Source organism: Mesorhizobium sp. PL10, assembly GCF_053714315.1.
Genome location: NZ_JBSKBR010000002.1, coordinates 407,979 through 434,467, shown reverse-complemented (window position 1 = coordinate 434,467; position 26,489 = coordinate 407,979). Strand labels below are relative to the sequence as shown.

Here is a 26,489-nt window from a genome sequence, read left to right as displayed (position 1 = left end):
ATAGCGAACTCAGTCATAGCGAACTCTGGGGTCGACGACCGCGTACATGACGTCGACGATCAGGTTGAAGACGATGGTGAAGAGCGCGATCACCACCACGGTCCCCATCACCAGCGTGTAGTCGCGGTTGAGCGCTGCATCTACGAAATAGCGGCCGACGCCGGGAATAGAGAAGATCGTCTCGACGATGACCGAGCCGGTAAGCAGCGCCGCGGCCGCCGGACCGGTGAAGGAAACGATCGGCAGAATGGCGCCGCGCAATGCGTGTTTGACGACCACCGACCAGTCGGAGAGCCCGAGCGCACGTGCCGTTCGGATATGATGCGAACGCAAGCTCTCGATCATCGAGCCGCGCATCAGGCGGGCGACGATGGCAATCTGCGGCAAAGCGAGCGTCAGCACCGGGCCGACCTTGTTGATCAGTGCGCCATCACCCCAGCCGCCGATCGGCAACAGCTTCCAGGTCAATCCGAAGGCAAGCTGGATGATCGGGGCGATGACGAAGGTGGGGATGGTGCTGCCGGCGGTCGCCAGCGCGATCACCGTATAGTCGCCAAGCTTGTTCTGGTTGAGCGCGGCAATGGTGCCGAGCACCGACCCCAGCAGAAGCGCCAGGATCAGCGCGGAGGTGCCGAGTTGGACTGAAATCGGCAAGCCCTTGGCAAAGAGTTCGGTGACGGTGAAGTCAGGCAAATTGTAGCTCGGCCCGAAATTGCCTCGCAGCAGGTTGCCGAGATAGTGGGCATATTGCAACCAAAGCGGATCGTCGAGGCCGAACTGTGCTTCCAGATTGGCCCTGATCTCGGGACTGAGGCCCCGCTCCTGATTAAACGGGCCGCCCGGTGCGACGCGTATCAGGAAAAACGCCAAGGTCACGATGACGAATAGCGTCGGTATGGCGGTCAGAAGCCGCCGTAAGATATATCGCAGCATCAGCGCCCCGTTTCGGCCAGAGCGACACACGTCCATGCGGACGCATAACCACGCTCCGGCGCCAAATCTTCGCACCGGGCTTGCCGAAAATCGACCACGACTTTCGGACCGGTGCGATGACCGACCAGCCCGCCGCGCCCGGATAAGGCGCGGCGGTCCAGTCAAGGATGACTATCAGTCCTTGGAGACGAAGCGGGACGGATGGATGTCCATCACATTGTCGTCGAAGCCATGCAGCTTCGAGGAAACGATATCGTGGAAGCTGTAGTAGAGAAGCGGAATGTTACCGACATCATCGACGAGGATGCGCTCGGCCTCAGTGAGGTCCTTCATGCGCTCTTCCGGCTTGCCGCCGGCGGCGGCGGCCTTGTCCATGGCCGCCTCGTATGCCGGGCTGCTGTAGTCCGAATAGTTGTTGCCGCTCGCCTTGCGTGTGATGCCGAGGAAGGTTTCCGGATCCTTGTAGTCGGCGATCCAGGCGGCACGCGCCACGTCGTAGTTGCCCTTCTGCTCGAGGAAGGAATAGTGGGTCTTGGTATCGGTGTTGAGCAGCGTGATCTCGACGCCAAGCGGCTTCAGCTGTTCCTGGATGGCAACCGCGGTGTTCTTGTGATTTTCCGAGGTGTTGTAGCGAATCTCCATCTTCAGCGGATGCTCGGGCGTATAGCCGAGTTTCTCGAGGATCTTCTTGGCGGCGTCCTCGCGGTCGATCTGCGACATGTCGGCGTATTTGGCCATTGCCGGCGTGTAGCCCGCGATGCCCGGAGGCACCATCGAATAGCCGGGCAGCATCGAGTTCTGCCAGACCTTCTCCGCGAGGAAGTCGCGGTCGATCGCCATCGAGATGGCGTTGCGCAGCTCGACATTGTCCCACGGCGCCTTGTCGGTCTTGATCGCGTAATAGTAGGTGCCGAGATATGGTCCGACGCGGACCTGATCGCCGAACTTGGTCTTGAGGTCAGCCAACTGTTCGGTTGGCAGGTCGCCGTAGCTGTCGAGTTCGCCAGCCTCGAAACGCTTCATCGCCGATGAGCGGTCTTCGGTCGGGATGTAGTTGACGACGTCCATCTTGACGGTCGCGGCGTCCCAGAATTTCGGATTCTTGACCAGCTTCATGTGGTCGTTGGGAATCCACTCGGCCAGTGTATAGGCGCCGTTCGAAACGAGATTACCCGCCTTGATCCAGTCAGCGCCGAGCTTGTCGATTGAGGCCTTGTTGACCGGATAGGTGGCCTGGTGAGTCAGCATCTCCAGGAAGTATGGCGTCGGCGCCTTCAGCGTCACTTCCAGGGTGTTGGCGTCGATCGCCTTGACGCCCAGATCCTCGGGCTTGCCCTTCTTGGTGTTGACTTCCTCGGCGTTCTTCACCGGATAGAGCATGGAAGCGTATTCGGCGGCGGTCGCCGGATCCTCCAGCCGACGGAAGGAGTAGACGAAGTCGTCCGCCGTCACCGGGCTGCCATCCGACCACAAGCCGTCCTTGCGCAGCTTGAAGGTGTAGACGGTGCCGTCATCCGATACCGTCCAGCTTTCGGCGGCGCCCGGAATAAGGTTCGTCTTCTGGTCGTGCATGACCAGCCCCTGGAACAGGTCGCGTATGATATCGGCTTCGTAGACGGTCGAGGTCTTGTGCGGATCGACCGTCTCCGCTTCGGCAGCGCTGCCTCTGTTATAGACAGTCTCGGCAAGGGCCGGCGTCAGGAACGTGCCTGCGGCAAAGGTCATGGTCGTGGCGACCAGCGTCGCCTTCAGCATATTTTTCAGCATGAAGTCTCTCCCTGTAGCGCTGCCCAGCGGCTCGCGCCTTTCGAGTGTTGACGCCCCGGAACCGATTTCTGGCCCCTTTTGAGCGCACCGCCGGTTCCCGTCCGGCAGCTTGGTGGCAGGAGACTAGACAGACGGAAATATTATTTCAACCGTTGCTTGCTTGACGTTGAGTGAGCTGCCTCAATGCTAAAACAGTGATCGCTAAAATATAAGCCCGGCTGAATTTCAGGACATCGTATCTGCCAGAGGCGATTTTGACGCCAGCCTGTCCCTGAACGGATCAGGCTATCTTGCCGACAAAGCAGCCCAGCGCCGGCAGCGACAAACCATCCTCCTGGAGGGCAGCACCACCCTGACCGATCGCCACGACGGGCCCGAGATCCGGCGGCAGTGGCCAGTCGGCCGGCTCGTCGGCGAAGTTGAAGACGCAGAGCAATGTCTCGCCCTCACCCTGCCTGACGAAGGCAAGGACTTCGCCCTCGGTATCGAGAAAGCGGATCGACCCCTTGACCAGCGCCGGATGCTCCTTGCGCAGGGACAGCATCGTCCGATAGCCGGCGAGCACGGAATTTTCGTCGCCATTCTGGATGTCGACCGCCTGGGCGCGGTGACTTGCCGGTACCGGCAGCCAGGGCTTGGCCGTTGAGAAGCCGGCATTGTCGGCGCCCGCCTCCCAGACCATCGGCGTGCGGCAACCGTCCCTGCCCTTGAGCCCCGGCCAGAAACGGATGCCGAAGGGATCACGCAGATCCTCGAAGGTCAGTTCCGCCTCTTCCAGCCCAAGCTCTTCGCCCTGGTAGAGGCAGATCGAGCCGCGCAAGCATGAGAGCAGCGCGATTGCGAATGTGGCCACCGCATTTGGATCGCCGCCCGGCCGCGTCCAGCGGCTGACATGGCGCACGACATCGTGGTTGGAGAACGCCCAGCAGACCCAGCCGTCGACAACCGCTGCCTCGAAGGCCTCGACGCAGCCGCGCACATGGGCGGGCGAGAATTGTGACCCGAGCAGATCGAAAGTGTAGCACATGTTGAGCTTGTCGCCGCCGGAGGTGTAGGCGGCGAGCGTCTGCAGCGAGCGGCCTTCGTCGCCGACCTCACCGACGCTGGCGCGGTCGCCATACTCGTCGAGCATAGCGCGAAAGCGCCGGAGGAAATCGAGGTTCTCTGGCCGCGACTTGTCGAACAGATGTTCCTGGAAGAGGTAGGTGTTGGTTTCGCCATTGGTGCCGGCGACGCTCGACGCCAGCGGCGGGTTGCTGCGCAGCCAGCGGTCATGGACATAGTAGTTGACTGTGTCGAGACGAAATCCATCAACGCCGCGGTCGAGCCAGAACCGCACCGTCTCCAGCAACGCGTCCTGAACGTCCGGATTGTGGAAGTTGAGGTCTGGCTGCGAGGCCAGGAAATTGTGCATGTAGTATTGCCGGCGGGTCGCGTCCCACTCCCAGGCTGGGCCGCCGAAAACCGACAGCCAGTTGTTGGGCGCGTTGCCGTCGGATTTGGTCTCAGCCCAGACGTACCAGTCGGCCTTGGGGTTGTCGCGGCTGGCACGACTTTCGACGAACCATTCGTGCTTGTCAGAGGAGTGTGACAGAACCTGGTCGATGATCACCTTCAGGCCGAGCCGGTGCGCCTCGGCCACCAGCGCATCGAAATCCTCCAAGGAGCCGAACATCGGATCGACCGCCTGATAGTCCGATACGTCGTAGCCCATGTCGGCCATCGGCGATTTGAAGAAGGGCGACAGCCAGACGGCGTCGACGCCGAGCGAGGCGACGTGCGCCAGCCGCGACGTGATGCCTGAGAGGTCGCCGCTGCCGTCGCCGGTCGTGTCCTGGAATGAGCGCGGATAGATCTGGTAGATGACGCAGCCGCGCCACCATTCGGCCCCCTGCTCTGTATTGCCATCGGCCATCACGAACCCTTCCTGGCGCGGCCCTTTGCGGTCCGGCGCTCGATCATGAAACTGACGCTGCGGCCGGGCAGCGGGCGCGCGAGGTCGATCGCCTGCGTTTCAATCGCCGGTCGCCACTGGAACCCTTCCCGCACGGGCAGCGTGAAGACGCATTGGCGACGGTCACCATTGACGATGACGGCGAGGCGCTCGTCCCCGCTATCGGCGACCAGCATGACGAGGCGATGGCGCGCGGCATCGTTCCAGTCGGCCTCGCTCAGTGGCGCGCCGGTCTCGGTCAGCCAGGCGACGTCGGGCACGTCCGAACCGCCTTGCGGTTCTCCAGTCAGGAAGCGCGGGGCGGCAAGCGCCGGCATTGCGCGGCGCAGTGCGGCGAGCGCCGACGCATGGGCTTCCAGCGCAAGGTCGCGCCCAGCCCAGTCGAGCCAGGTGATGGCGTTATCTTGCGCATAGGCGTTGTTGTTACCTTTTTGCGTACGCCCGAATTCGTCGCCCGCGGTCAGCATGATCGTGCCGCGCGAGGCAAACAAGGTGGCAAGCAGCGCGGAGCGATCATGGAGCCGGGCCTCGGCAATCGCCTGGTCGGAGGTCTCGCCCTCGACGCCATTGTTCCAGGACAGGTTCTCGTTGTGGCCGTCGCGATTCTTCTCGCCATTGGCGTGGTTGTGTTTCGCTTCATAGGCGACGATGTCGGCCAACGTCATGCCGTCATGCGCGGCGATGAAATTGACCGTGCGGCTGATGCTGCGGCCTTCTTTGGCGAAGACATCGGACGAGCCGGCAAGCCTTGTCGCCAGCGCGCCGACCACACCGGCATCGCCTCGCCAGAAACGCCTGACATCGTCGCGGTAGCGGTCGTTCCATTCGAGGTAAGGCGGGCGGAAATTGCCGAGCTGGTAGCCGTTCGGGCCGATGTCCCAAGGCTCGGCGATCAGCACACGGTCGGCCAGAACGGGATCTTCGGCGATGGCTTGAAGCAGCGGCGCTTCCCGGTCGAAAGCGCCCTCGACACGGCCGAGGACCGGCGCCAGGTCGAAGCGGAAACCGTCGACGCCGGCATCGCCGACAAAGTGGCGCAGCGTGTCGAGGATCATTTGCTGAACCACCAGATGATCGCAGGCAATCGTATTGCCGGTGCCGGTGTCATTGACCAGCCGATCGTCGGCCTCATGCCTGTAGTAGGCTCTGTTATCGAGCCCGCGCAGCGACAGCGTCGGTCCGAGCCGGTCGCTCTCGCCGGTGTGGTTGAAAACGAGATCAAGGATGGTGCCGATGCCGGCCTTGCGGAGCGCCTCGACCGTGTCGCGCAATTCGGCGAGACCACCTGGCGCCAGCCGCGGATCGAGCGCCATGAAGGTGACAGGGTTGTAGCCCCAGGCGTTGCTCAAGCCCAGCGGCGGCAGATGCCGCTCATCGATCGAGGCGGTGACAGGCATCAGCTCGACTGCTGACACGCCGATCTTTTTGAGATGTTCGATGATGGCGGGATGGGCAAGTGCCGCAATGGTGCCACGCTGGGCTTCCGGCACGTCCGGGTGCAGTTTGGTGAAGGAGCGTACGTTGAGTTCGTAGATCAGGCCGCCGGGCTGGAACAGCGGCGGCGCGGCCGGGACGGCTTTGGGCAAAGCCACAGCCACCGCCTTGGGCATCAGCGAGGCCGTGTCCATACCCATGCTGCGGGGCCGGGTCAGGCGCCAGTCATAGGCGTAGGGCCTGTCGATCTCGACGGCATAGGGATCGGTGAGAAGCTTGTCCGGATCGAACCACAGCCCGCGCTCCGGCGCATAGTCGCCATCGGCGCGAAAGCCGTAGCGGGTGCCGGTAGCGAGGCCCGCGATAAAGATTGCGTAGACGCCCTCGCCTTCGGACTGGAGTTCGAGCCGATCGTGTTCGCGCGAGCCGGTTTCGTCGAAGATCGACACCCAGAGCCGCCGCGCGGATGACGACCAGACGGCGAAGCGTATGCCTTGGTGGCTGATGGTGGCGCCGAGCTGGTTCATGGGCGCACTTCCCCTTCTCCCCTTGTGGGAGAAGGTGGATCGGCGCGCAGCGCCGAGACGGATGAGGGGTGTTGGAAGCAATGCGGCGTCCATGATCTGGACGCCGGGTTGCGCCAAGCTGGAGCACCCCTCATCCGTCCGAGCTTCGCTCGGCCACCGCCCGGGGGCGAGCCACGGGTCTCGCCCCGTCCTTCGGACCCCACAAGGGGAGAAGGGGGAGCCATCTTCGCCACCCTCAAGTAATCACGCTCGGCTTGTTGCGGCCGGTGTGGCTCTTGATGCCTGCAATATCATCCGCCGCGGCAATCAGGTCGGCGAGCGCCTCCTGCGTGTCGAGATTGTGCCTCGCCCTATCCGGCTCGTAGCGCTCGATGTAGACGCGCAGCGTCGCGCCCGACGTGCCGGTGCCGGAGAGGCGGAAGACGACGCGAGAGCCGCCCTCGAACAGGATGCGGATGCCCTGGTTCTTGCTCACCGAGCCGTCGACCGGGTCGTGATAGGCAAAATCGTCGGCATTGGCGATCTTCAGGCCGCGCACGCTGGTGCCAGGCAGCGAGGTCAGCTTGGCGCGAAGTTCGTCGACCAGCGCGTTGGCGCGTTCGGTCTCGACCTCCTCATAGTCATGGCGCGAATAGTAGTTGCGGCCATAGGTCGCCCAGTGCTCGGTGACCACCTGCTTGGCGCTTTCGCCGCGCACGGCCAGGATGTTGAGCCACAACAGTACCGCCCACAGCCCGTCCTTTTCGCGGACATGGTTGGAGCCGGTGCCAGCACTTTCCTCGCCGCAGATCGTCGCCATGCCGGCATCGAGCAGATTGCCGAAGAACTTCCAGCCGGTTGGCGTCTCATAGATGCCGATGCCGAGCTTTTCGGCAACGCGGTCGGCGGCCCCGCTGGTCGGCATAGAGCGGGCGATGCCTTTCAGGCCGTCCTTGTAGCCCGGCGCCAGTTGCGCATTGGCGGCAAGCATGGCCACCGAGTCCGACGGGGTGACGAAGATACCCTTGCCGATGATCAGGTTGCGGTCACCGTCGCCGTCCGAAGCGGCACCGAAATCCGGCGCGTCCGGTCCCATCATCTCGTCATAGAGATGCTTGGCGTGGACCAGGTTGGGATCGGGATGATGGCCACCGAAATCCGGCAGCGGCTTGTAGTTGCGGCAGGTGCCGTTTTCCGCGCCAAGCCGGCGCTCGAGGATTTCCTTGGCATAGGGTCCGGTGACCGCATGCATGGCGTCGAAGCGCATGCGGAAGCCGTATTTGAAGTTGGCGCGGATGGCGTCGAAGTCGAACAGGCTTTCCATCAGCTCGGCATAGTCGGCGACCGGGTCGATGATCTCGACCTTCATGCCGCCGGCCTCGATCGTGCCGATCTTGTCGATGTCGATCTGGGCGATATCGGCGGTCTTGAAGCTCGAAATCGTCTTGGTCTTTTCGAAGATCGCGTCGGTCAGTTTTTCCGGCGCCGGGCCGCCATTGCCGGCATTGTACTTGATGCCGAAATCCTCATGCGGGCCGCCCGGATTGTGGCTGGCCGACAGGATGATGCCGCCGAAGGTCTTGTATTTGCGGATGACATGCGAGGCGGCCGGCGTCGACAAGATACCACCCTGCCCGACCATCACCTTGCCGAAACCGTTGGCAGCAGCCATGGCAATGGCCTTCTGGATGACCTCGCGGTTGTAGAAGCGGCCGTCGCCGCCGATCACCAGCGTCTTGCCCTTGAAGCCGTCGAGCGCATCGAAGATCGACTGAATGAAGTTCTCGGCATAGTGCTCCTGCTGAAAGACAGGCACCTTCTTGCGCAGGCCGGACGTGCCGGGTTTCTGGTCAAGATAGGGTTTGGTGGGGACGGTCCGGATCATGCTTCAGGCAACCCTTTTCGAAAGCAACAGGCGGTAGAGTTCAACGTATTTGTCGGCGCTCTTGTCCCAGGAGACATCAGCCTTCATGCCCTGGCGCTGGATCTGTTCCCAGACTGCCGGGCTCGAATGCGCGTCGACCAGCCGGCGAATGGCGTGCAGCATCGCGCCGCCATTGTTGGGCGCGAACTGGAAGCCGGTGGCAACACCTGCCGAGATCGCGGCCTCGTTGGCATCGATGATGGTGTCGGCAAGGCCGCCGGTGCGGGCCACGACCGGCACGCAGCCATAGCGCAGGCCGTAGAGCTGGGTCAGCCCGCAAGGCTCGAAGCGCGACGGGATGACGATAGCGTCGCAGCCGCCTTGCATTGTGTGGGAAAGCCCCTCGTCGTAGCCGACCACGACGCCGATGCGGCCGCGATGGCGAGCGGCGGCGGCAAGCAGCGCTCCTTCGAGGCCGGCGTCACCCGAGCCAAGGATCGCCAGTCTTGCGCCGGTGGCGACGACGCCGTCGACGACCGCCGCCAATATGTCCATACCCTTTTGCCAGGTCAGCCGGCTGATGACGCAGACGATCGGGCTGTCGTCCTGCTCCAGATTGAAACGGTCCTCGACAACAGCCCGGTTGGGCAGGCGAGCCTTCAGCGCCTGCGCGGAATAGGCCGACACCAGATGCTTGTCGGTCTCGGGGTTCCAGATGTCGACATCGATGCCGTTGACGATGCCGTAGAGATCCGAGGATCGCATGTTGATCAGACCGTCGAGACCCATGCCGAATTCGGGCGAGCGGATCTCCTGGGCATAGGTGGGGCTGACCGTGGTGATCGCCCAGGCAGCCTGCAGCCCGGCCTTGAGGAAGCCGACGCCGCCATAATATTCGACGCCGTCGAGCGCCATCGCCACCGCCGGCAGGCCGAGCTCCCCGAAGATGCCGGCGCCGAACTGGCCCTGGAAGGCAAGGTTGTGCACAGTGATCAGCGACGGCACGCCGACCGCCTTGCCGTATCGCATATAGGCGAGCGTCATCGCCGACTGCCAGTCATGGGCGTGGACGAGATCCGGCTGGTAGCCGGAGATGGCGCCGCCGGCGATGTCGCCGCCGACCTGGCTCAACGCGGCGAAGCGCCGCCAATTGTCGGGCCAGTCGGCGCCGGCCGCATTGCCGTAGGGGCCGCCGGGACGGTCGTAGAGATGCGGCGCGTCGAGCACGAACAAATCGAGCCCGGCAATCTTCACGGCATGAACTGAAGCCTTGCCGCCCTGCAGCAGCGGGTACTGGTAGACGGCCTTCTTTTTCTTGAAGGCGCCCATCACCTGGGGAAGGCCGGGGATGAGCGTGCGCATCGTCACGCCCTTGGCGGCAAGTGCAATCGGCAGTGCGCCGGTCACGTCGGCCAGTCCGCCGGTCTTGATCAGCGGGAAGATTTCGGGCGTGACCGACAGAACCTGCATGCGTTTCTGATCCTGTCTAACTCTTTGTTTTTGCGCAATTCCGGACGGAAAACCGTTTCACACTTTTCCTGGAAGCTCCTAAAGCTTCAGCTTGTCGATCATGTCCTGCGTGACCAGGCAGATGCCCTTCTCCGAAACGCGGAAACGCTTGGCGTCGAGCGCTGGGTCTTCGCCAACCACCAAGCCTTCCGGTATCCTTACACCGTGGTCGATGACGACGCGCTTCAACTTTGCGTTCCGCCCGACATGAACGTCGGGCAGCATGACGACTTCTTCCAGCGTCGAATAGGAGTTGATGCGCGCACCGGTGAAGATCAGGCTGCGCTTCAGCGAAGCACCTGAAACGATGCAGTCGCCCGACACCAGCGAGGAGACGGCCGAACCGCGCCGGCCATCCTCGTCATGCACGAACTTTGCCGGCGGCTTCAATTCGGCATAGGTCCAGATCGGCCAGTCGCGGTCGTAGAGGTCGAGTTCGGGGGTAATGTCGGTCAGGTCGATATTGGCTTCCCAATAGGCATCGACGGTGCCGACATCGCGCCAATAGGCCTCGTTCTCGGCCGTCGAGCGCACGCAGGATTTGGCGAAGCGATGTGCAATCGCCTTACCATGCTGGACGATGTAGGGGATGATGTCCTTGCCGAAGTCGCGACTCGAACCCGGCTCGGCGGCATCGCGGCGCAGCTGTTCCATCAGGAACTTGGTCTTGAAGACATAGATGCCCATCGAGGCCAGCGCGAATTCCGGCTTGTCGGGGATACCAGGCGGATCGGCGGGCTTTTCGACGAAGGCGATGATGTTGTCCTTGCCATCGACATGCATGACGCCGAAACCGGTCGCTTCCATGCGCGGCACTTCGAGGCAACCGACGGTGACGTCGGCATTGGCGTCGACGTGCTGACGCAGCATCAACTCGTAGTCCATCTTGTAAATGTGATCGCCAGCCAGGATCACCATGTATTCGGGGCCATAGGCCTCGATGATATCGATGTTCTGGTAGACGGCGTCGGCGGTGCCTTCATACCACTGGGTTTCCGAGACACGCTGGCTGGCCGGCAGGATGTCGAAGCTTTCGTTTCGCTCGGGGCGCAGGAAGTTCCAGCCGCGCTGCAGGTGGCGGATCAGCGAATGCGCCTTGTATTGGGTGGCGACACCGAGGCGGCGAATGCCGGAGTTGAGCGCATTGGACAGCGCGAAATCGATGATGCGCGTCTTGCCGCCGAAATAAACAGCCGGCTTGGCGCGGCGGTCGGTCAATTCCTTGAGCCGGCTGCCGCGGCCGCCAGCCAGCACATAGGCCATGGCATCGCGCGCCAGCGGCTGGGTTCTTTTCAAGTCTGCCATTTTTTACCCTCCCAAATTACCAGTCTGGTGCATCGCTCAGTCGCCAACAAGCTGACGGACTTCGTCCGCAGCGCATTGACGAACCTAGTCCGCAATGAATTCCAGCATGATCGTCGACAGCGGCGGCAGAAGCATCGTCGCCGAAATGCCTCCTCCCTCCGCCCTGGCTTCTATCACGCCGCCATTGCCCTTGCCCGAACCACCATAGTCCGAAGCGTCGGTGTTGATGATTTCGCGCCATTTGCCGACCGCGGGCAACGGCACGCGATAATTTTCGCGCGGCACCGGCGTGAAGTTGGAAATGACGGCGATCGGGTTGCCGTCGGGCGCGCTGCGCAGCCAGGCGAAGACCGAGTTCTCCTTGTCGTCGACGATCAGCCAGGAGAAGCCTTCCGGTTCGCAGTCGCGCGCATGCAGCGCCGGGCGCGAGCGATAGAGATAGTTGAGGTCGCGCACCGTCTGCCAGACGCCGCGATGCGGGCGGAAATCGAGCAGGTTCCAGTCGAGCGCGCGCGCTTCGCTCCACTCGCGGCGCTGGGCGAATTCCTGGCCCATGAACAGCAGCTTCTTGCCGGGATAGCCCCACATGAAGGCGTAAAAGGCGCGCAAAGTCGCGAATTTCTGCCAGTCGTCGCCGGCCATCTTGCCCAGCAGCGTGCCTTTGCCGTGCACGACCTCGTCATGGGAAAGCGGCAGGACGAAATTCTCTGAAAAGGCGTAGGTCAGGCCGAAGGTAAGGTCGTTGTGGTGGTGTTTGCGGAAGATCGGTTCCTTGGCAAAATACTCCAGCGTGTCGTGCATGAAGCCCATGTTCCACTTGAAGCCGAAGCCCAGTCCGCCTTCATGCACCGGGGCGGAGACCTTCGGCCATGAAGTCGATTCCTCGGCGATGGTCATCACGCCGGGGTGGTGGCCGTAGACCTCCTTGTTCATCTTCTGCAGGAAGGACACCGCTTCGAGGTTTTCGCGACCACCCTTCTCGTTGGGGATCCATTCGCCCACCTTGCGCGAATAGTCGAGGTAGAGCATCGAGGCGACCGCATCGACGCGCAAACCGTCGACATGGTATTTCTCGGCCCAGAACAGTGCATTGTTGACGAGGAACGACACCACCTCGCGGCGGCCGAAATTGTAGATTGCGGTGTTCCAGTCGGGATGAAAACCCTTGCGCGGATCGGCATGCTCATAAAGTGCGGTGCCGTCGAAATTGGCCAGGCCATGCGCGTCGACCGGGAAATGCGCCGGCACCCAGTCGAGGATGACGCCGACGCCGGCGCGGTGCGCACCGTCGACGAAACGGGCAAAACCATCAGGGTCGCCGAAGCGCGCCGACGGGGCATAAAGTCCGGTTGTCTGATAACCCCATGACGGGTCATAGGGATGTTCGGAGATCGGCAGGAATTCGATGTGGGTGAAGCCGGTTTCGACGGCATAGGGGATTAGCTGGTCGGCGAGTTCGTCCCATGACAGGAAGCTGCCGTCGTCGTGCTGCTGCCACGAGCCGGCATGGACCTCGTAGATCGATATGGCTTCGCGCCGCGGATCGGCCTTGCGCCAGTAGCTGCGGTGCGCATCGTCGCCCCATTCATGCGCCGGCGGCACGGCCGTCACCGAAGCGGTGGCCGGGCGCAGCTCGGACTTGAAGGCGAACGGATCGGCCTTGAGCGGCAGGCGCACGCCATCGGGGGCAATGATCTCGTATTTGTAGGGCCGGCCCGCGCCGATATCAGGAATGAACAGTTCCCAGATGCCGGTGTCGCGGCGGTCGCGCATCGTGTGCCGGCGGCCGTCCCATTCGTTGAAGTCGCCGACCACCGAGACACGCCGCGCATTGGGCGCCCAGACGGCAAAATGCACGCCCGACGCGCCCTCATGGTCGATGAGATGGGCGCCGAGCTTGTCGAACAGCCTGAGATGCGACCCCTGGGCGATGTAATAGTCGTCCATCGGGCCGAGCACCGGGCCGAAGGAATAGGGATCGGTCAGCCACCAGTCGCCGCCGGCATTTTTGGCGTGAAAGCGCAGCGGCTGGCGTTTGCGGATCGAAACCTTGCCCTCGAAGAAACCGGCATCGTCGCGGCGTGAGAGTTCGCCGACTTCCTTGCCGGTCAGCGTACAGGCGGTGACAAACTCGGCATTGGGCACGAAGCAGCGGGCAACGAAGCCCTTGCCGGCTTCATGCACACCCAGAACCGCGAACGGATCGCCGTGCGTGCCGGCAACAATCGCCGCGACATCGCCGGCTGGCGCCAGCCCGTCCGGCCCGCTTGTCGCAGCGGTCACGCGCGGTTTCCTCATCAGGTAGCGTCCCTCCCAGGGATCTATTTTGTTTTGTTCATGTCGCTATCCCAAAACCGCTACGCACTTTTAGGCGACATTCACATGAGGCCACATTGTTCGTGGCCTCATGCAATCATATCAGGCGGGCACGTTCCAGATTTCTTTCGCATATTGGCGGATTGTGCGATCGGACGAGAACCACCCGACGCGGGCAACGTTGCGGATCGCACGTGCGTACCAGTCGGGACTGTTACGCCAGACGGCGTCGACATCGCGCTGGGCGGCGGCGTAGGCGTCGAAATCCGCCGCCACCATGAACCAATCGGTGTTGTAGAGACCGTCGACCAGTTCGCGGTAGCGATCCGGCTGATCGGGCGAGAAAACGCCCGACGAGACGGCAGCGACAGCCTGCGCCAGTTCCGGCGATCCTTCGATGACGGCGCGCGGGTTGTAGCCATTGCCGCGTCGCTCGGCGACTTCGGCCGTGGTCAGGCCGAAGATGAAGATGTTGTCGTCGCCGACACACTCCTTGATCTCGACATTGGCGCCGTCGAGCGTGCCGATGGTCAAGGCGCCATTCAGCGCGAACTTCATGTTGCCGGTGCCCGAGGCTTCCATGCCGGCAGTCGATATCTGCTCCGACAGGTCGGCGGCCGGCATCATCACCTCGGCCAGGCTGACATTGTAGTTCGGTACGAATACCACCTTCAGCAGGCCGCGCACCGAAGGGTCGCTGTTGATGACCTTGGCGACGTCGTTGGCGAGTTTGATGATCAGCTTGGCGTTGTGGTAGCTGGGCGCCGCCTTGCCGCCGAAGAATTTGACGCGTGGCATCCAGTCCAGCTCGGGATGCGAGCGGATCTGGTCGTAAAGGGCGATGGCTTCCAGGATGTTGAGCAGCTGGCGCTTGTATTCGTGGATGCGCTTGACCTGGATGTCGAACAGCGCAGACGGATCGACCTTGATGCCAAGCCGGTCGGCGACGAGATTGGCAAGCTTGACCTTGTTGGAGCGCTTGACCGCAGCAAACTTGTCGCGGAAGGCGGCGTCGCCGGCAAAGGCATCGAGCCCCTTGATGGCGTCGATATCGTCGAGGAAGCGGTCACCGATCGCTTCACGGGTGAGCGCGGTGAGGCCTGGATTGCACTGGATCAGCCAGCGCCGCGGCGTAATGCCGTTGGTCTTGTTGTTGATGCGGTCGGGATAGAGCTTGTGGAGATCGGCAAATACCGTCTCCTTCATCAGCTCTGTATGCAGTGCCGACACGCCGTTGATCGAGTGCGAGCCGACAAAGGCCAGGTTGCCCATGCGCACACGGCGGTCGCCGGCTTCCTGGATCAGCGAGATGCGGCTGATCTGCTCATTGGAGAACTGGTTGGTGGCACGGGCCTCCAGCAGCACCTGGGCATTGATTGCGTAGACGATCTGCATGTGGCGCGGCAAAAGCCGCTCGAACAGCGGCACCGGCCAGCTTTCCAGCGCCTCGGGCAGCAGCGTGTGGTTGGTGTAGCCGAAGGTGCGCTTGGTGACGTCCCAGGCCTGGTCGAAATCCATGCCGTGGACATCCATCAGCAAGCGCATAAGTTCCGCCACGGCAATCGCCGGATGGGTGTCGTTCAGATGGATCGCGGCCTTGTCGGGCAGCGACACGAGATCGCCATACTGGCTGAGATGGCGCTGAACGATGTCCTGCAGCGAGGCGGTGGAGAAGAAGTATTCCTGGCGAAGCCGCAGTTCCTGCCCTGCCTTGTGGGAATCGGCAGGGTAAAGCACGCGCGACAGCGCATCGGCCTTGTTGCTTTCGGCCAGCGCGCCGATGTGGTCGCCGGCGTTGAACTTGTCGAGCAGGATCGGATCGATCGGCATGCCGGACCACAGCCGCAGCGTGTTGACGCGGTTGGCGCGCCAGCCGACCACCGGCGTGTCGTAGGCGACGGCCTGGACATGCTCTGTCGGCTTCCAGACGTGGCGTTCGAGCCGGCCGTCCTTGGAGGTGATCGATTCCACCGAACCGCCGAAGCCGACCTCGAAGGCACGCTCGCGGCGTTCGAACTCCCAGGGGTTGCCGTGGTCGAGCCAGGTCTCGGGCAGTTCGACCTGCCAGCCGTCATGGATCTCCTGGCGGAACATGCCGTTGGCGTAGCGGATGCCGTAGCCATGGGCGGGAATGTCGACGGTTGCCATGCTTTCCATGAAGCAGGCGGCAAGCCGGCCGAGACCGCCATTGCCGAGTGCTGCATCCGGCTCGAGCCCGGCGATGAGGTCGAGGTCGACGCCCAGCGACTTCAGCGCTTCGCGCATGTTGTCCATCAGGCCGAGATTGGAGAAGGCATCGCGCATCAGCCGGCCGATGAGGAATTCGAGCGACAGGTAATAGACGCGCTTTTCCTGCTGGGCGTAGGCCTCCTGCGTCGCCTGCATCCAGTGGTCGACGATGCGGTCGCGCACGACCTTGATCGAGGCCGTCAGCCAATCATATTGCGTGGCGACGCTGGTGCCCTTGCCGACCCTGTATTTGAGGGCCGACAGCACTTCGTCGGCGAGCGTCTTGGGATCGGGAATTTCGAGATCAGGGGCTTTGGTTGTCATCGTGCGCGTCATACTGCCTCTCGTGATCGTGCTGCGATCATACCGGCTTTCGCTCCCAGTCCCAGCCCATCCTAGTGCATTGCAACATACATTCAATCGATTTAGATCGGTATGCCACCGGTTCTCCCTGCGGCAATTTATCCGCCAAGCGGATCAGGCCGCCAGTTGCGCCTCCGGCGGAACCTTGGCTCCAGTCATGAAAGCCACGGCATCCGACATCGTATATTGCTTGGGATCGATGACGGCGAGGCGACGCCCCAGCCGATGGATATGGATGCGGTCAGCGACTTCGAAGACATGCGGCATGTTGTGCGAGATCAGCACAATCGGCAGGCCGCGCTTCTTGACGTCAAGCATCAATTCCAGCACGCGGCGGCTTTCCTTGACGCCGAGTGCGGCGGTCGGCTCGTCCATAATCACCACGCGGCTGCCGAAGGCGGCGGCGCGTGCCACCGCCACGCCCTGACGTTGGCCGCCCGACAGCGTCTCGACCGGCTGGTTGATGTTCTGGATGGTCATCAGCCCGAGTTCGGACAGCTTTTCGCGGGCGATCTTCTGCATCGCCGAACGGTCGAGTCTGCGCAGCCACTGCCCGACAAAGCCCGGTTTGCGCAACTCGCGACCAAGAAACATGTTGTCGGCAATCGACAGTGCCGGCGACAGTGCGAGGTTCTGGTAGACCGTCTCGATGCCGGCCAGGCGCGCCTCGATCGGCGAGCGGAAATGGACCACTTTGCCGTTGAGCTCGATGGTGCCGGAATCTGGGATAACGGCGCCGCACAACGCCTTGACCAGCGTCGACTTGCCGGCGCCGTTGTCGCCGATGATGGCGAGAATCTCGCCCGGCATCAGGTCGAAATCGGCATTGTCGAGCGCCACCACCCTGCCGTAGCGCTTGTTGAGGCCCCTGGCCTGCAGGACCGGAGTGCCGCTCATGCCGAAATCCTCCTGATCCATTGGTCGATGGTGACGGCAACAATGATCAGCACACCCACGGCGAAATCCTGCCACAGCAGTTCGAGGCCGGAAAGCGCGAGCCCGTTGCGGAAGACGCCGACGATCAAGGCCCCGATCAGCGTTCCGACGATCGAGCCGCGGCCGCCGAACAGAGAGGTGCCACCGATCACGACTGCGGTGATGGAGTCGAGATTGGCGGTCTGGCCCGCCTGCGGGCTTACGCCGCCGATGCGTCCGATCAGGACCCAGGCGGCGATCGCGCAGATGAAACCGGCGAGCCCGTAGACGGCTATCAGGGTCCGATTGGTGTTGATGCCGGCCAACCGTGCTGCATCCGGATCGTCACCAGTGGCATAGATGTGCCGCCCCAACGCCGTTCTGTTCAGCACGTACCAAATGATGAACGCCAGGATCAGCATGACCAGCGACCCGTAGGTCAGCACCCAGCCTTTCAGAAAGATCCAGTCGAGCCCGAGCGTTTTCGAGAAGAAATCATACGGTTTGAAGATCGTACCCGTCCATTGCAGGAAGGGTGCCGACGCCTCCATGTCCTGCTGGCGGATAGTTTCGCTTTGCGAATACCAGACGTTCAGCGCGCCAAAGATGCTCCAGGTGCCAAGTGTGACAATGAAGGGAGGCAGACGCAGCATCGTCACGATCAGGCCGTTGACGACGCCGCATGCCGTGCCGCAGAGCAGCCCGAGCGGAAAGGCGATCAACACCGGAACGCCATAGACCACCGCGGTCCGCCCCATCACCACCGAGCACAGGATCATGATGGCTCCGACGGACAGGTCGATACCGGCCGTAAGGATGATCAGTGTCTGGGCCACACCGAGCACGGCAATGATCGTCACCTGCTGCAGCACCAGCGAAAAATTGAACGGGGCAAAAAACTTGTCCGGGGCGGCGATCGAGAAGATGACCACACCCAGCAGCAGAACGATAAACGGAATGGACGTGGGAAATTGGTGAAGGAAAGCCTGGACACGGCGGATCATGCCTGCATCCGATTCATCAAAGCTGGCCAAGGCTTCCGTGGCGCCTTGCAGCCCCCGTTCGGCTGTGGCCGAACCCGCGGTATCATCACTCATCAGGCAATCCTCCCGCGCCTCCCGTCAGGGGGCGCCAAAAGCGCCCCCTTCGAGTTCTGGACAATAGACTTGGTGGAACGATGTTGGAAGGCACTCAGCCCCAGCAGAGCTTCAGGCCTTCCTCGACCGAGATCGACGTCACACCTTCAGCCGGCTTGGCTGTGATGAGCTGCGCGCCGGTGTCGAGGAAACCCATCTTCGGGTCGATATCGGGAATCTTGCCGGAGACGATCGCGTCCAGCGCCATGGCCGCCATCTTCAGCGGATATTGCTGGCTGGTTGCGCCGATTACGCCTGCCTGAACATTCTTCACCCCGGGGCAGCCGCCATCGATCGAAACGATCATCACGCTACCATCATCCTTGCCGACTGCCTTCAGCGCTTCCCAGGCGCCGGCCGCCGCCGGTTCATTGATTGTGTACACCACATTCACATCCGGGCACTTCTGCAGCGCGTTCTCCATCGCGGTGCGGCCCTTCTCCTGGTCGCCCTGGCTGATTTCGTGATCGCAGATGCGCTTGTCGTCTTCGTCGCCGTATTTGTTCGGATCCTTCACGTCGATACCGAAGCCCTGCATGAAGCCCTGGTCACGCAGAAAGTCGACGGTCGGCTGGTTGGTCGCGAGATCGAGGAAGACGATCTTGGCGTCCGCCGCCTTGTCGCCCAGGGTCTTGGCGGCCCATTGACCGATCAGCATGCCGGCCTTGCGGTTGTCGGTTGCAAAGGTCGCGTCGGCTGCGTCCATCGGATCGAGCGGGGTATCGAGCACGATCACCTTGAGACCTGCATCGCGCGCCTTCTTGATGGTCGGCACGATCGCCTTCGAGTCGCTCGGCACGATGGCAAAGCCCTTGGCGCCCGCCGAGATCAGGTTCTCGATCGCCGCCACTTGGCCGTCATTGTCGCCGTCGAACTTGCCGGCGGCGGTGATCAGGGTAACGCCCAGTTCCTTGGCCTTGGCCTGAGCGCCCTCGCGCATCTTGACGAAGAACGGATTGGTTTCCGTCTTGGTGATCAGGCCGACGGTATCGGCCGCATAAGAGGCGCCTGCCATCGCGCCATAAAAGGCAAGGCCGGCAAAAGCCGCCTTCATGATAGTCCATTTACCCATGACTTCCTCCCAGTAGAACCACCTTCAGCGCCGGCCAACCAGCGCTTGGCGCCCACTGAAGTTCTCCCAGTGTGGACGCAACGTCAAATGACACCAGCGGGAGGCGCTTGTCAATAATTAAATCACTCTTATTTATTATTGACAGCATTGCACGGTTCACTCATTCTGCCGCAAAAGCCGTAAGAATAAACCAAGGGAAGGAACAAGGGTGGAGACCGGCATTGCGAGGCACGGTTCGCCCGAGGCGGCCGCCAGCCGTCTCCACCGTGGCACCAACCAGAGCGGCATGCGCGACCACAATGAGCGGCTGGTGCTGTCGCTGGTGCGCCAGCATGGCAGCCTGGCCAAATCGGACATTGCGCGCATGACCGGGCTTTCGGCGCAGACCGTCTCGGTGATCATGCGCGAACTGGAGGAAGACAGCCTGCTGGTGCGCCAGGCGCCGTTGCGCGGCAAGATCGGCCAGCCTTCCATTCCGATGGCGCTGAACCCTGAAGGCGCATTCTTCATCGGCCTGAAAATCGGCCGCCGCAGCGCCGAGCTGGTGCTGATCGATTTCCTTGGGCATGTGCGTTCCATGCTGCAGCACTCCTACCGCTATCCGGCGCCGCGCGAGACGGTGGAGTTCGTCACATCGGGCATGAAGACGATGCGCGCCGAACTGACGCCGGCGCAGGACAGGCGCATTGCCGGGCTCGGCATAGCCATGCCGTTCGAACTTTGGAACTGGGTCGACACCGCCGGTGCGCCGCGCGACATCATGGACGAGTGGCGCCATCGCGACATCCGCACCGACATCCAGTCGCAATGCGAATTCCCGGTCTATCTGCAGAACGACGCGACGTCGGCCTGCGGCGCCGAACTGGTGTTCGGCCAGACCGGCGGCGCGCGCGACTTCGTCTATTTCTACATCGGCGCCTTTGCCGGCGGCGGCATCGTGCTCAACGGCCGGCTTTTTGGTGGGCCAACAGGCAATGCCGGGGCGCTGGGCTCGATGCCCGTGCCCGGGCCGGACGGCAAGCCGACACAGCTCATCGACGTTGCCTCGATCGCCATGCTGGAAAAGGCGCTCAGCGACCGCGGTATAGACGGCTCCTACCTCTGGACGTCACCGCAGGAATGGGGCGATATCGGCGCCGAGTTGGACGACTGGATTGCCAGCGCCTCACGGGCGCTGGCCTATGCAATCGTATCGGCGTCCTCGGTGATCGATTTCGAGGCGGCAGTGATCGATGGCTGGATGCCGCTCGCTGTCCGGCGGCGCCTGGTCGATGCGATCAAAGCGGCCATTGGCACGATCGACGGCGAAGGCCTGAAGCTGCCGGTTGTGCGCGAAGGCACCGTCGGCATCCACGCCCGCGCGCTGGGCGGCGCCAGCCTGCCGCTGTCCGAACGCTTCCTCATCGGTTCGACCACGATTTCCAGGAGCACCTGAATGCTGATCGGTATTCCGTCGCTGCTCGGTCCGGAGCTTCTGGCGACCTTGCGGGCGATGGGCCATGGCGACGAGATCGCGCTTGTCGACGGCAACTACCCGGCGGAAGAACAGGCAAACCGGCTGGTGCGAGCCGACGGTCATCATCTGATACCGGTGCTCGACGCCATATTGAGCGTGCTGCCGGTGGACGACTTCGTGCCGGAAGCGCTGTTTCGCGCGTCGGTCCGAGGCGATCCCTCGGTTGCCGATCCGATCCACCATGAGATCGAGGCACTCTGCGCCCGGCGCGCACCAGGACGCAAGGTGGTTGCGCTGGCCGGCGCCGACTTCTATGCACGCGTCCGGTCGGCGCACGCCATCGTCGCGACCAGTGAACCCAGGCTCTATGCCAACATCATCATCCGCAAAGGCGTGATCCATCCGCCGGAGAACAAGAAACCATGATCCTCTGCTGCGGCGAAGCCCTGATCGACATGCTGCCGCGCACCACGACGCAGGGCGAGCCGGCCTTTGCGCCCTATGTCGGCGGCGCGGTCTTCAACACGGCGATCGCGCTTGGCCGCCTCGGCGCGCCGGCGGGCTTCTTTTCCGGCCTGTCGTCCGATCTGTTCGGCGGCCAATTCCGCGAGGCGCTGGGGGCAAGCAAAGTCAGCTCCACCTATGCGCACACCTCCCCTCGCCCTACCACGCTGGCCTTCGTGCGGCTTACCAACGGCCAGGCGACCTACACCTTCTATGACGAGAACACCGCCGGGCGGATGTTGACCATCGAGGACCTGCCGGAACTCGGCGCAGAGATCGAAGCCATGCTGTTTGGCGCCATCAGCCTGATCTCGGACCCGGCGGGTGCTGCCTATGAGGAATTCATGAAGCGCGAGCACCGGCGCCGCGTCATGATGCTCGACCCCAACATCCGGCCGAACTTCATCCCCGAAAAGGCCAAGCATCTGCGTCGCATCCGCTCGATGATGGCGATGGCCGACATTGTGAAGCTGTCGGACGAAGATTTGCTCTGGTTCGGCGAGGCCGGCTCGCATGAGGACGTCATTCGCAACTGGCTGGACCGCGGCCCGAGGCTGATCGTCGTCACCCATGGCAGCGAAGGTGCTGTCGGCTACAGCCGCGAGCATAAGGTCACCGTGATGCCACAGAGGGTCGAGGTGGTCGACACGGTCGGTGCCGGCGACACTTTCAATGCCGGCATTCTGGCCTCGCTGCACGAGCAGGGTCTGCTCACCAAGGCTGACATCGGCGGCCTTTCCGAGGACGCCATCCGCGAGGCGCTGGCACTCGGCGCCAAGGCGGCGGCCGTGACCGTATCGCGGGCCGGCGCCAATCCGCCTTGGCGGCATGAAATCGCCTGATCCACCAACCATCGGGCCCACGCTGCTGCGACGGCACGATCACTTTATGTTTCCGCGGGCCGGAAAGACGCGATAAATCAGCCGCGTCACGTCCTGGAAAGCCCGGATTTCCGGCATCTTGCTGCAACGCGGCAAAAACTTGGGGTAACAGGCTGCGACACCTCGGCCACCCGCCGCCCGACCGGTCCGGCTTTCTCGACCGACCCAACTCTGGTACCAGCGGGCCGGTTAAGTTGTTGTTTCTGCGCGTGTCATTGTCCCTGAAACCCGCGCGCATTACCGTTTTGAGGCCGACATGCAGTTCATCGATCTTGGCGCACAGCGCGAACGTATCCGCGACCGGCTAAAGGCCGCGATCGACAATGTCGTCGAAGAGGGCCGCTACATCCTCGGGCCGCAGGTCACCGAATTCGAAAACAAGCTCGCCGCCTATATCGGCACCAAGCATGTCGTCGCCTGCGCCAACGGCACCGACGCGCTGCTTTTGCCGCTGTTTGCAGCCGGAATCGGCCCGGGCGACGCGGTGTTCGTGCCGAGCTTCACGTTCGCGGCAACGGCGGAAGTGGTGGCGTTGGCCAAGGCCGAACCGGTGTTCGTCGATGTCGACGCCGAGACCTACAATATCGACATTGCCAGCCTCGAGGCGGCGATCGCGATGATCAAGAAGGAAGGAAGGCTGAAGCCGAAGGCGATCATTCCGGTCGACCTATTCGGACTTGCCGCCGACTACGAGGCGATCATGGCAATCGCCAAGCGCGAAGGCCTGCTGGTGATCGAGGATGCCGCGCAGTCGATCGGCGGTTTGGCCGACGGCAAGATGTGCGGCGCATTCGGCCATGTCGGCTCGACCAGCTTCTATCCGGCAAAGCCGCTCGGCTGCTACGGCGATGGCGGCGCGATGTTCACCAATGACGACGCGCTTGCCGACCAACTGCGTTCGTTTGCCTTCCACGGCAAGGGCGAAACGCAATACGACAATGTCCGCGTCGGCATCAATTCGCGCCTCGACACGCTGCAGGCAGCGATCCTGATCGAGAAGCTCGCCATCCTCGAAGACGAGATGGTCGCACGCCAGGTGGTCGCAGACCGTTACGCAGCGGGCCTCGGCGATATCGTCAAGGCATCGCGCAATCTGGGTGGTGGCCGCTCGGCCTGGGCGCAATATGCCATCGAGACGCCGAAGCGCGACGGCCTGCGGGCGCATCTGACCGAAAAGAAGATCCCGTCGGTGATCTACTATGTGAAGCCGCTGCACGAGCAGGTGGCCTACAAGGATTATCCGCGCACGCCGTCCGGCCTTGCGGTTTCGGAGGAACTGCCGAAGCGGATCCTGTGCCTGCCGATGCACCCTTATCTCAGCGAAACCGACCAGGACCGCATCATCGAGACGATCAGGAATTATATCGGCTCGAACTCCGCGCATGTAGCAGCGGCGTAAGGTCGAGACGTCGGCGCGAGACACCCCCCTCTGCCCTGCCGGGCATCTCCCCCTCAAAGGGGGAGATTGGCAGCTTTTGCGCCCCGCGCTCATCCCAGCAACGTTAGCGATTTGCGAAAGCCGATATGACATCCAATCTCCCCCCTTTTGAGGGGGAGATGGCCGGCAGGCCAGAGGGGGGTGTGAAGGATCGCTTAGGGAGACGACCTCAGCCGATCTGCGCGCTCTTCCCGCTCGCAATAAAGTGCGGGTTGGCGAAATCCTCGTCGTCACTCTGCCTGCGCTTGCCATAAGCCAGCGGCTCGCCGTCGAGTGTGCGCGTCATGCCGCCGGCGGCGCGCAGCACGGCGTCGCCGGCCGCCGTGTCCCATTCCATGGTGCGGCCGAAGCGCGGATAGATGTCGGCCTCGGCTGCAGCGAGCAGGCAGAATTTCAGCGATGAGCCGACCGAGACGATCTCGGCGGCGCCGAGGTCCCTGATAAAGGCTTCGGTCTCCGGCGTGTTGTGGGAGCGGCTGGCAACGACGGCGAGCGGCGTCACCGCCGTCCTGACCGAAATCCGCCGCCGGCCGACGATCCGGTAGTCGCCATCGACCTCGACGGATTCCGCGCTGCCCGGCCGTCCCGAAAAGAATCGCCCGCCGCAGGGCGCGAAGACGACGCCGATCTCCGGCACACCGTGCCGGACAAGCGCGATGTTGACGGTGAAATCGGTCCTGCGGTTGACGAACTCCTTGGTGCCGTCGAGCGGATCGATCAGGAAGAAGGCGCCATCCAGATCGGGCGGCACGATGCCGGCGGCGACCTCTTCCTCGGCCACGCAGGGAATATCGGGATAAGCCGCACGCAGGCCGGCAAGGATGATCGTTTCGCTCTCGCGGTCGGCTTCCGTCACCGGCGAGGAGTCGGACTTGCTGTCGACCGCGCAGCCGGCCTTGAAGACCCGCATCACCTCGCGCCCGGCTTCGAGCGCCAGGCGCTCGAACACGGCGAGCATCACCTCGTCGTCAGATGCCGCCGCCGGCTTCGTATTGGTCTTCAGCAATGTCGCGCTCGTTCAGCCAGTGTTCCAGAGCCTCTACCATCTCCTCGGCCGTCTTGCCGAGTGTCTTAAGATGGATTTCCGGTTTTTCCGGGGCTTCATAGGGTGAATCGACGCCGGTGAAGTTCTTGATCTCGCCGTTCAGCGCCCGCGCGTAGAGGCCTTTCGGATCGCGCCTTGCGCATTCCTCGAACGGCGTGTCGACAAACACCTCCACGAATTCGCCCTCGGCCATCAATTCGCGCGCCACACGCCGTTCGGCGGCGAAGGGCGAGATGAAGGAGACGATGACGATCAGCCCGGCGTCGGCCATCAGCTTGGCCACTTCGGCGACGCGGCGGATGTTTTCGACCCGGTCGGCATCGGTGAAGCCGAGATCGCGGTTGAGGCCGTGGCGGACATTGTCGCCGTCGAGAATGTAGGTGTGGCGCCCGGAGGCGAACAGCTTCTTCTCGAGCAGGTTGGCGATGGTCGACTTGCCTGAACCGGAAAGCCCGGTGAACCAGAACACGGCGGGGCGCTGGCCCTTCAGGTCGGAGCGACCGCGCTTGCCGACATCGAGCGATTGCCAATGGATGTTTTCGGCGCGGCGCAGCGTATGCAGGATCATGCCGGCGCCGACCGTGGCGTTGGTGATGCGGTCGATCAGGATGAAGGCGCCGGTGGTGCGGTTGTCGGCGAAGGTGTCGAAGGCGATCGGCGTGCGGGTCGAGATGTTGCAGATGCCGACTTCATTCATGTCGAGCGACTTTGCCGCCTCACGGGCGAAGTCGTTGACGTTGACGCGGTATTTCAGGTCGGTGACGGTTGCGCTGGTCTGATCGGTCTCGGTGCGCAGTATGTAGGAGCGGCCGGGCAGCAGTGCTGCCTCGTCGAACCAGACGATGTTGGCGGCGAACTGGTCGGCAACCTGCGGCCGCGCCGCTGGCGACACCAGCATGTTGCCGCGCGAGACTTCCACCTCGTCGTCGAGCACAAGGGTGATGGCCTGGCCGGCGACCGCCTGGGCGAGATCGCCACCATGGGCGACGATGCGCTTGACCCGCGAGGCCTTGCCGGATTTGGCGACGACCACCTCGTCGCCCTGGGTGACCTGGCCGGACGCGATGGTGCCGGCAAAGCCGCGGAAGTCGAGATTGGGCCGGTTGACATACTGCACCGGAAACCGGAACGGCAATTCGACCGCCGCCTCGTCGACCGACACGGTCTCAAGATGCTCGATCAGCGAGGGGCCGGAATACCACGCCGTCTTGTCGGAGCGGCTGGTGACATTGTCGCCGTAGCGGGCCGACATGGGGATCGGCACGATCGTCTGGAAGCCGAGCTCATGCGAGAACTGCCGATAATCCTCGACGATGCGGTCGAACACCGCCTGGTCAAAGCCGACGAGGTCGATCTTGTTGACGGCAAGCACGATGTGGCGGATGCCGAGCAGCGAGGCGATGATCGAGTGGCGCCGGGTCTGGCGCAGCACGCCCTGGCGCGCATCGATGAGCACAATGGCCAGATCGGCGGTCGAGGCGCCGGTCGCCATGTTGCGGGTGTACTGTTCATGGCCAGGCGTGTCTGCGACGATGAACTTGCGCTTGGGCGTGGCGAAGAAGCGATAAGCGACGTCGATGGTGATGCCTTGCTCGCGCTCGGCCTCGAGGCCGTCGACCAGCAGCGCAAAGTCGATGTCGTCGCCAGTGGTGCCGTGCTTGCGGGAATCGCGCTCGAGTGCTGCGAGCTGGTCCTCGAAGATCTGCTTGGTGTCGGACAGAAGGCGGCCGATCAGCGTCGATTTGCCGTCGTCGACCGAGCCGCAGGTGAGGAAGCGCAGCAGCGACTTCTTCTCCTGCGCCGCCATGTATTCGCGGATGGAATCGGTCGGGGCGAGGCTCTTGGCCAGGATGTGGCGCATG

At 62.9% G+C, this 26,489-nt stretch carries 18 protein-coding genes; 4 read left to right on the top strand and 14 right to left on the bottom strand.

All coding sequences use genetic code 11. From position 1 onward, the window contains the following. Positions 1 to 9: 9 nt before the first annotated feature. The 12 genes from ACWGTO_RS05665 to ACWGTO_RS05610 form a co-directional block, all read right to left on the bottom strand. Positions 10 to 933: an ABC transporter permease subunit gene (locus ACWGTO_RS05665; RefSeq protein WP_454573872.1), complete on the bottom strand. Its 924-nt coding sequence runs from the start codon at positions 931 to 933 to the stop codon at positions 10 to 12. Positions 934 to 1,107: 174 nt separating this feature from the next. Further along, positions 1,108 to 2,700 (bottom strand): peptide ABC transporter substrate-binding protein, encoded by a 1,593-nt coding sequence (locus tag ACWGTO_RS05660; protein ID WP_454573871.1) that lies wholly within the window; start codon positions 2,698 to 2,700, stop codon positions 1,108 to 1,110. A 280-nt stretch (positions 2,701 to 2,980) separates the two neighbouring features. Next, a complete protein-coding gene (bglA, locus tag ACWGTO_RS05655) occupies positions 2,981 to 4,615 on the bottom strand; it encodes a beta-galactosidase BglA (RefSeq protein WP_454573870.1) in 1,635 nt (544 codons plus the stop codon). Further along, on the bottom strand, positions 4,615 to 6,615 hold the full coding sequence (glgX, locus tag ACWGTO_RS05650) for a glycogen debranching protein GlgX (RefSeq protein WP_454573869.1): 2,001 nt from the start codon (positions 6,613 to 6,615) through the stop codon (positions 4,615 to 4,617). Before glgX ends, bglA begins: the two co-directional genes overlap by 1 nt. A 235-nt stretch (positions 6,616 to 6,850) precedes the next feature. Beyond that, positions 6,851 to 8,479 (bottom strand): alpha-D-glucose phosphate-specific phosphoglucomutase, encoded by a 1,629-nt coding sequence (locus ACWGTO_RS05645; protein WP_454573868.1) that lies wholly within the window; start codon positions 8,477 to 8,479, stop codon positions 6,851 to 6,853. Between the two features lie 3 nt (positions 8,480 to 8,482). Further along, on the bottom strand, positions 8,483 to 9,928 hold the full coding sequence (gene glgA, locus ACWGTO_RS05640) for a glycogen synthase GlgA (RefSeq protein WP_454573867.1): 1,446 nt from the start codon (positions 9,926 to 9,928) through the stop codon (positions 8,483 to 8,485). Between the two features lie 78 nt (positions 9,929 to 10,006). Further along, positions 10,007 to 11,272, bottom strand: coding sequence for a glucose-1-phosphate adenylyltransferase (gene glgC / locus ACWGTO_RS05635; RefSeq protein WP_112564064.1), 1,266 nt, complete (start codon positions 11,270 to 11,272; stop codon positions 10,007 to 10,009). Between the two features lie 84 nt (positions 11,273 to 11,356). After that, positions 11,357 to 13,570, bottom strand: a complete 2,214-nt coding sequence (gene glgB / locus ACWGTO_RS05630) for a 1,4-alpha-glucan branching protein GlgB (RefSeq protein WP_454573866.1) — start codon at positions 13,568 to 13,570, stop codon at positions 11,357 to 11,359. A gap of 120 nt (positions 13,571 to 13,690) precedes the next feature. Next, positions 13,691 to 16,153, bottom strand: a complete 2,463-nt coding sequence (locus tag ACWGTO_RS05625; protein WP_454573865.1) for a glycogen/starch/alpha-glucan phosphorylase — start codon at positions 16,151 to 16,153, stop codon at positions 13,691 to 13,693. Positions 16,154 to 16,294: 141 nt separating this feature from the next. Continuing rightward, positions 16,295 to 17,098, bottom strand: coding sequence for an ATP-binding cassette domain-containing protein (locus tag ACWGTO_RS05620; RefSeq protein ID WP_454573864.1), 804 nt, complete (start codon positions 17,096 to 17,098; stop codon positions 16,295 to 16,297). After that, positions 17,074 to 18,192: an ABC transporter permease gene (locus ACWGTO_RS05615; protein WP_454573863.1), complete on the bottom strand. Its 1,119-nt coding sequence runs from the start codon at positions 18,190 to 18,192 to the stop codon at positions 17,074 to 17,076. The genes ACWGTO_RS05620 and ACWGTO_RS05615 overlap by 25 nt, the downstream gene beginning before the upstream one ends. 94 nt (positions 18,193 to 18,286) lie before the next feature. Further along, the gene (locus ACWGTO_RS05610; RefSeq protein ID WP_454573862.1) at positions 18,287 to 19,303 is read right to left on the bottom strand and encodes a substrate-binding domain-containing protein; all 1,017 of its coding nucleotides are present in this window, start codon (positions 19,301 to 19,303) and stop codon (positions 18,287 to 18,289) included. 208 nt (positions 19,304 to 19,511) lie between these two features. On the opposite strand from ACWGTO_RS05610, the gene ACWGTO_RS05605 reads away from it, so the two are divergent. From ACWGTO_RS05605 to ACWGTO_RS05590, 4 genes are all read left to right on the top strand, one after another. Continuing rightward, on the top strand, positions 19,512 to 20,738 hold the full coding sequence (locus ACWGTO_RS05605; protein WP_454573861.1) for an ROK family transcriptional regulator: 1,227 nt from the start codon (positions 19,512 to 19,514) through the stop codon (positions 20,736 to 20,738). Beyond that, complete coding sequence (locus tag ACWGTO_RS05600; RefSeq protein WP_454573860.1) at positions 20,739 to 21,185, top strand: RbsD/FucU family protein; 447 nt, start codon at positions 20,739 to 20,741, stop codon at positions 21,183 to 21,185. It begins immediately after the preceding gene. Further along, the gene (locus tag ACWGTO_RS05595) at positions 21,182 to 22,105 is read left to right on the top strand and encodes a carbohydrate kinase family protein (RefSeq protein ID WP_454573859.1); all 924 of its coding nucleotides are present in this window, start codon (positions 21,182 to 21,184) and stop codon (positions 22,103 to 22,105) included. The genes ACWGTO_RS05600 and ACWGTO_RS05595 overlap by 4 nt, the downstream gene beginning before the upstream one ends. Before the next feature lie 295 nt (positions 22,106 to 22,400). Continuing rightward, the gene (locus ACWGTO_RS05590) at positions 22,401 to 23,543 is read left to right on the top strand and encodes a DegT/DnrJ/EryC1/StrS family aminotransferase (protein ID WP_454573858.1); all 1,143 of its coding nucleotides are present in this window, start codon (positions 22,401 to 22,403) and stop codon (positions 23,541 to 23,543) included. Between the two features lie 208 nt (positions 23,544 to 23,751). Here the strand turns inward: ACWGTO_RS05590 and cysQ are convergent, their stop codons facing one another. Then, a complete protein-coding gene (cysQ, locus tag ACWGTO_RS05585; protein WP_454573977.1) occupies positions 23,752 to 24,540 on the bottom strand; it encodes a 3'(2'),5'-bisphosphate nucleotidase CysQ in 789 nt (262 codons plus the stop codon). Positions 24,541 to 24,550: 10 nt separating this feature from the next. After that, on the bottom strand, positions 24,551 to 26,488 hold the full coding sequence (gene cysN, locus ACWGTO_RS05580; RefSeq protein ID WP_454573857.1) for a sulfate adenylyltransferase subunit CysN: 1,938 nt from the start codon (positions 26,486 to 26,488) through the stop codon (positions 24,551 to 24,553). Position 26,489: the final 1 nt, after the last annotated feature.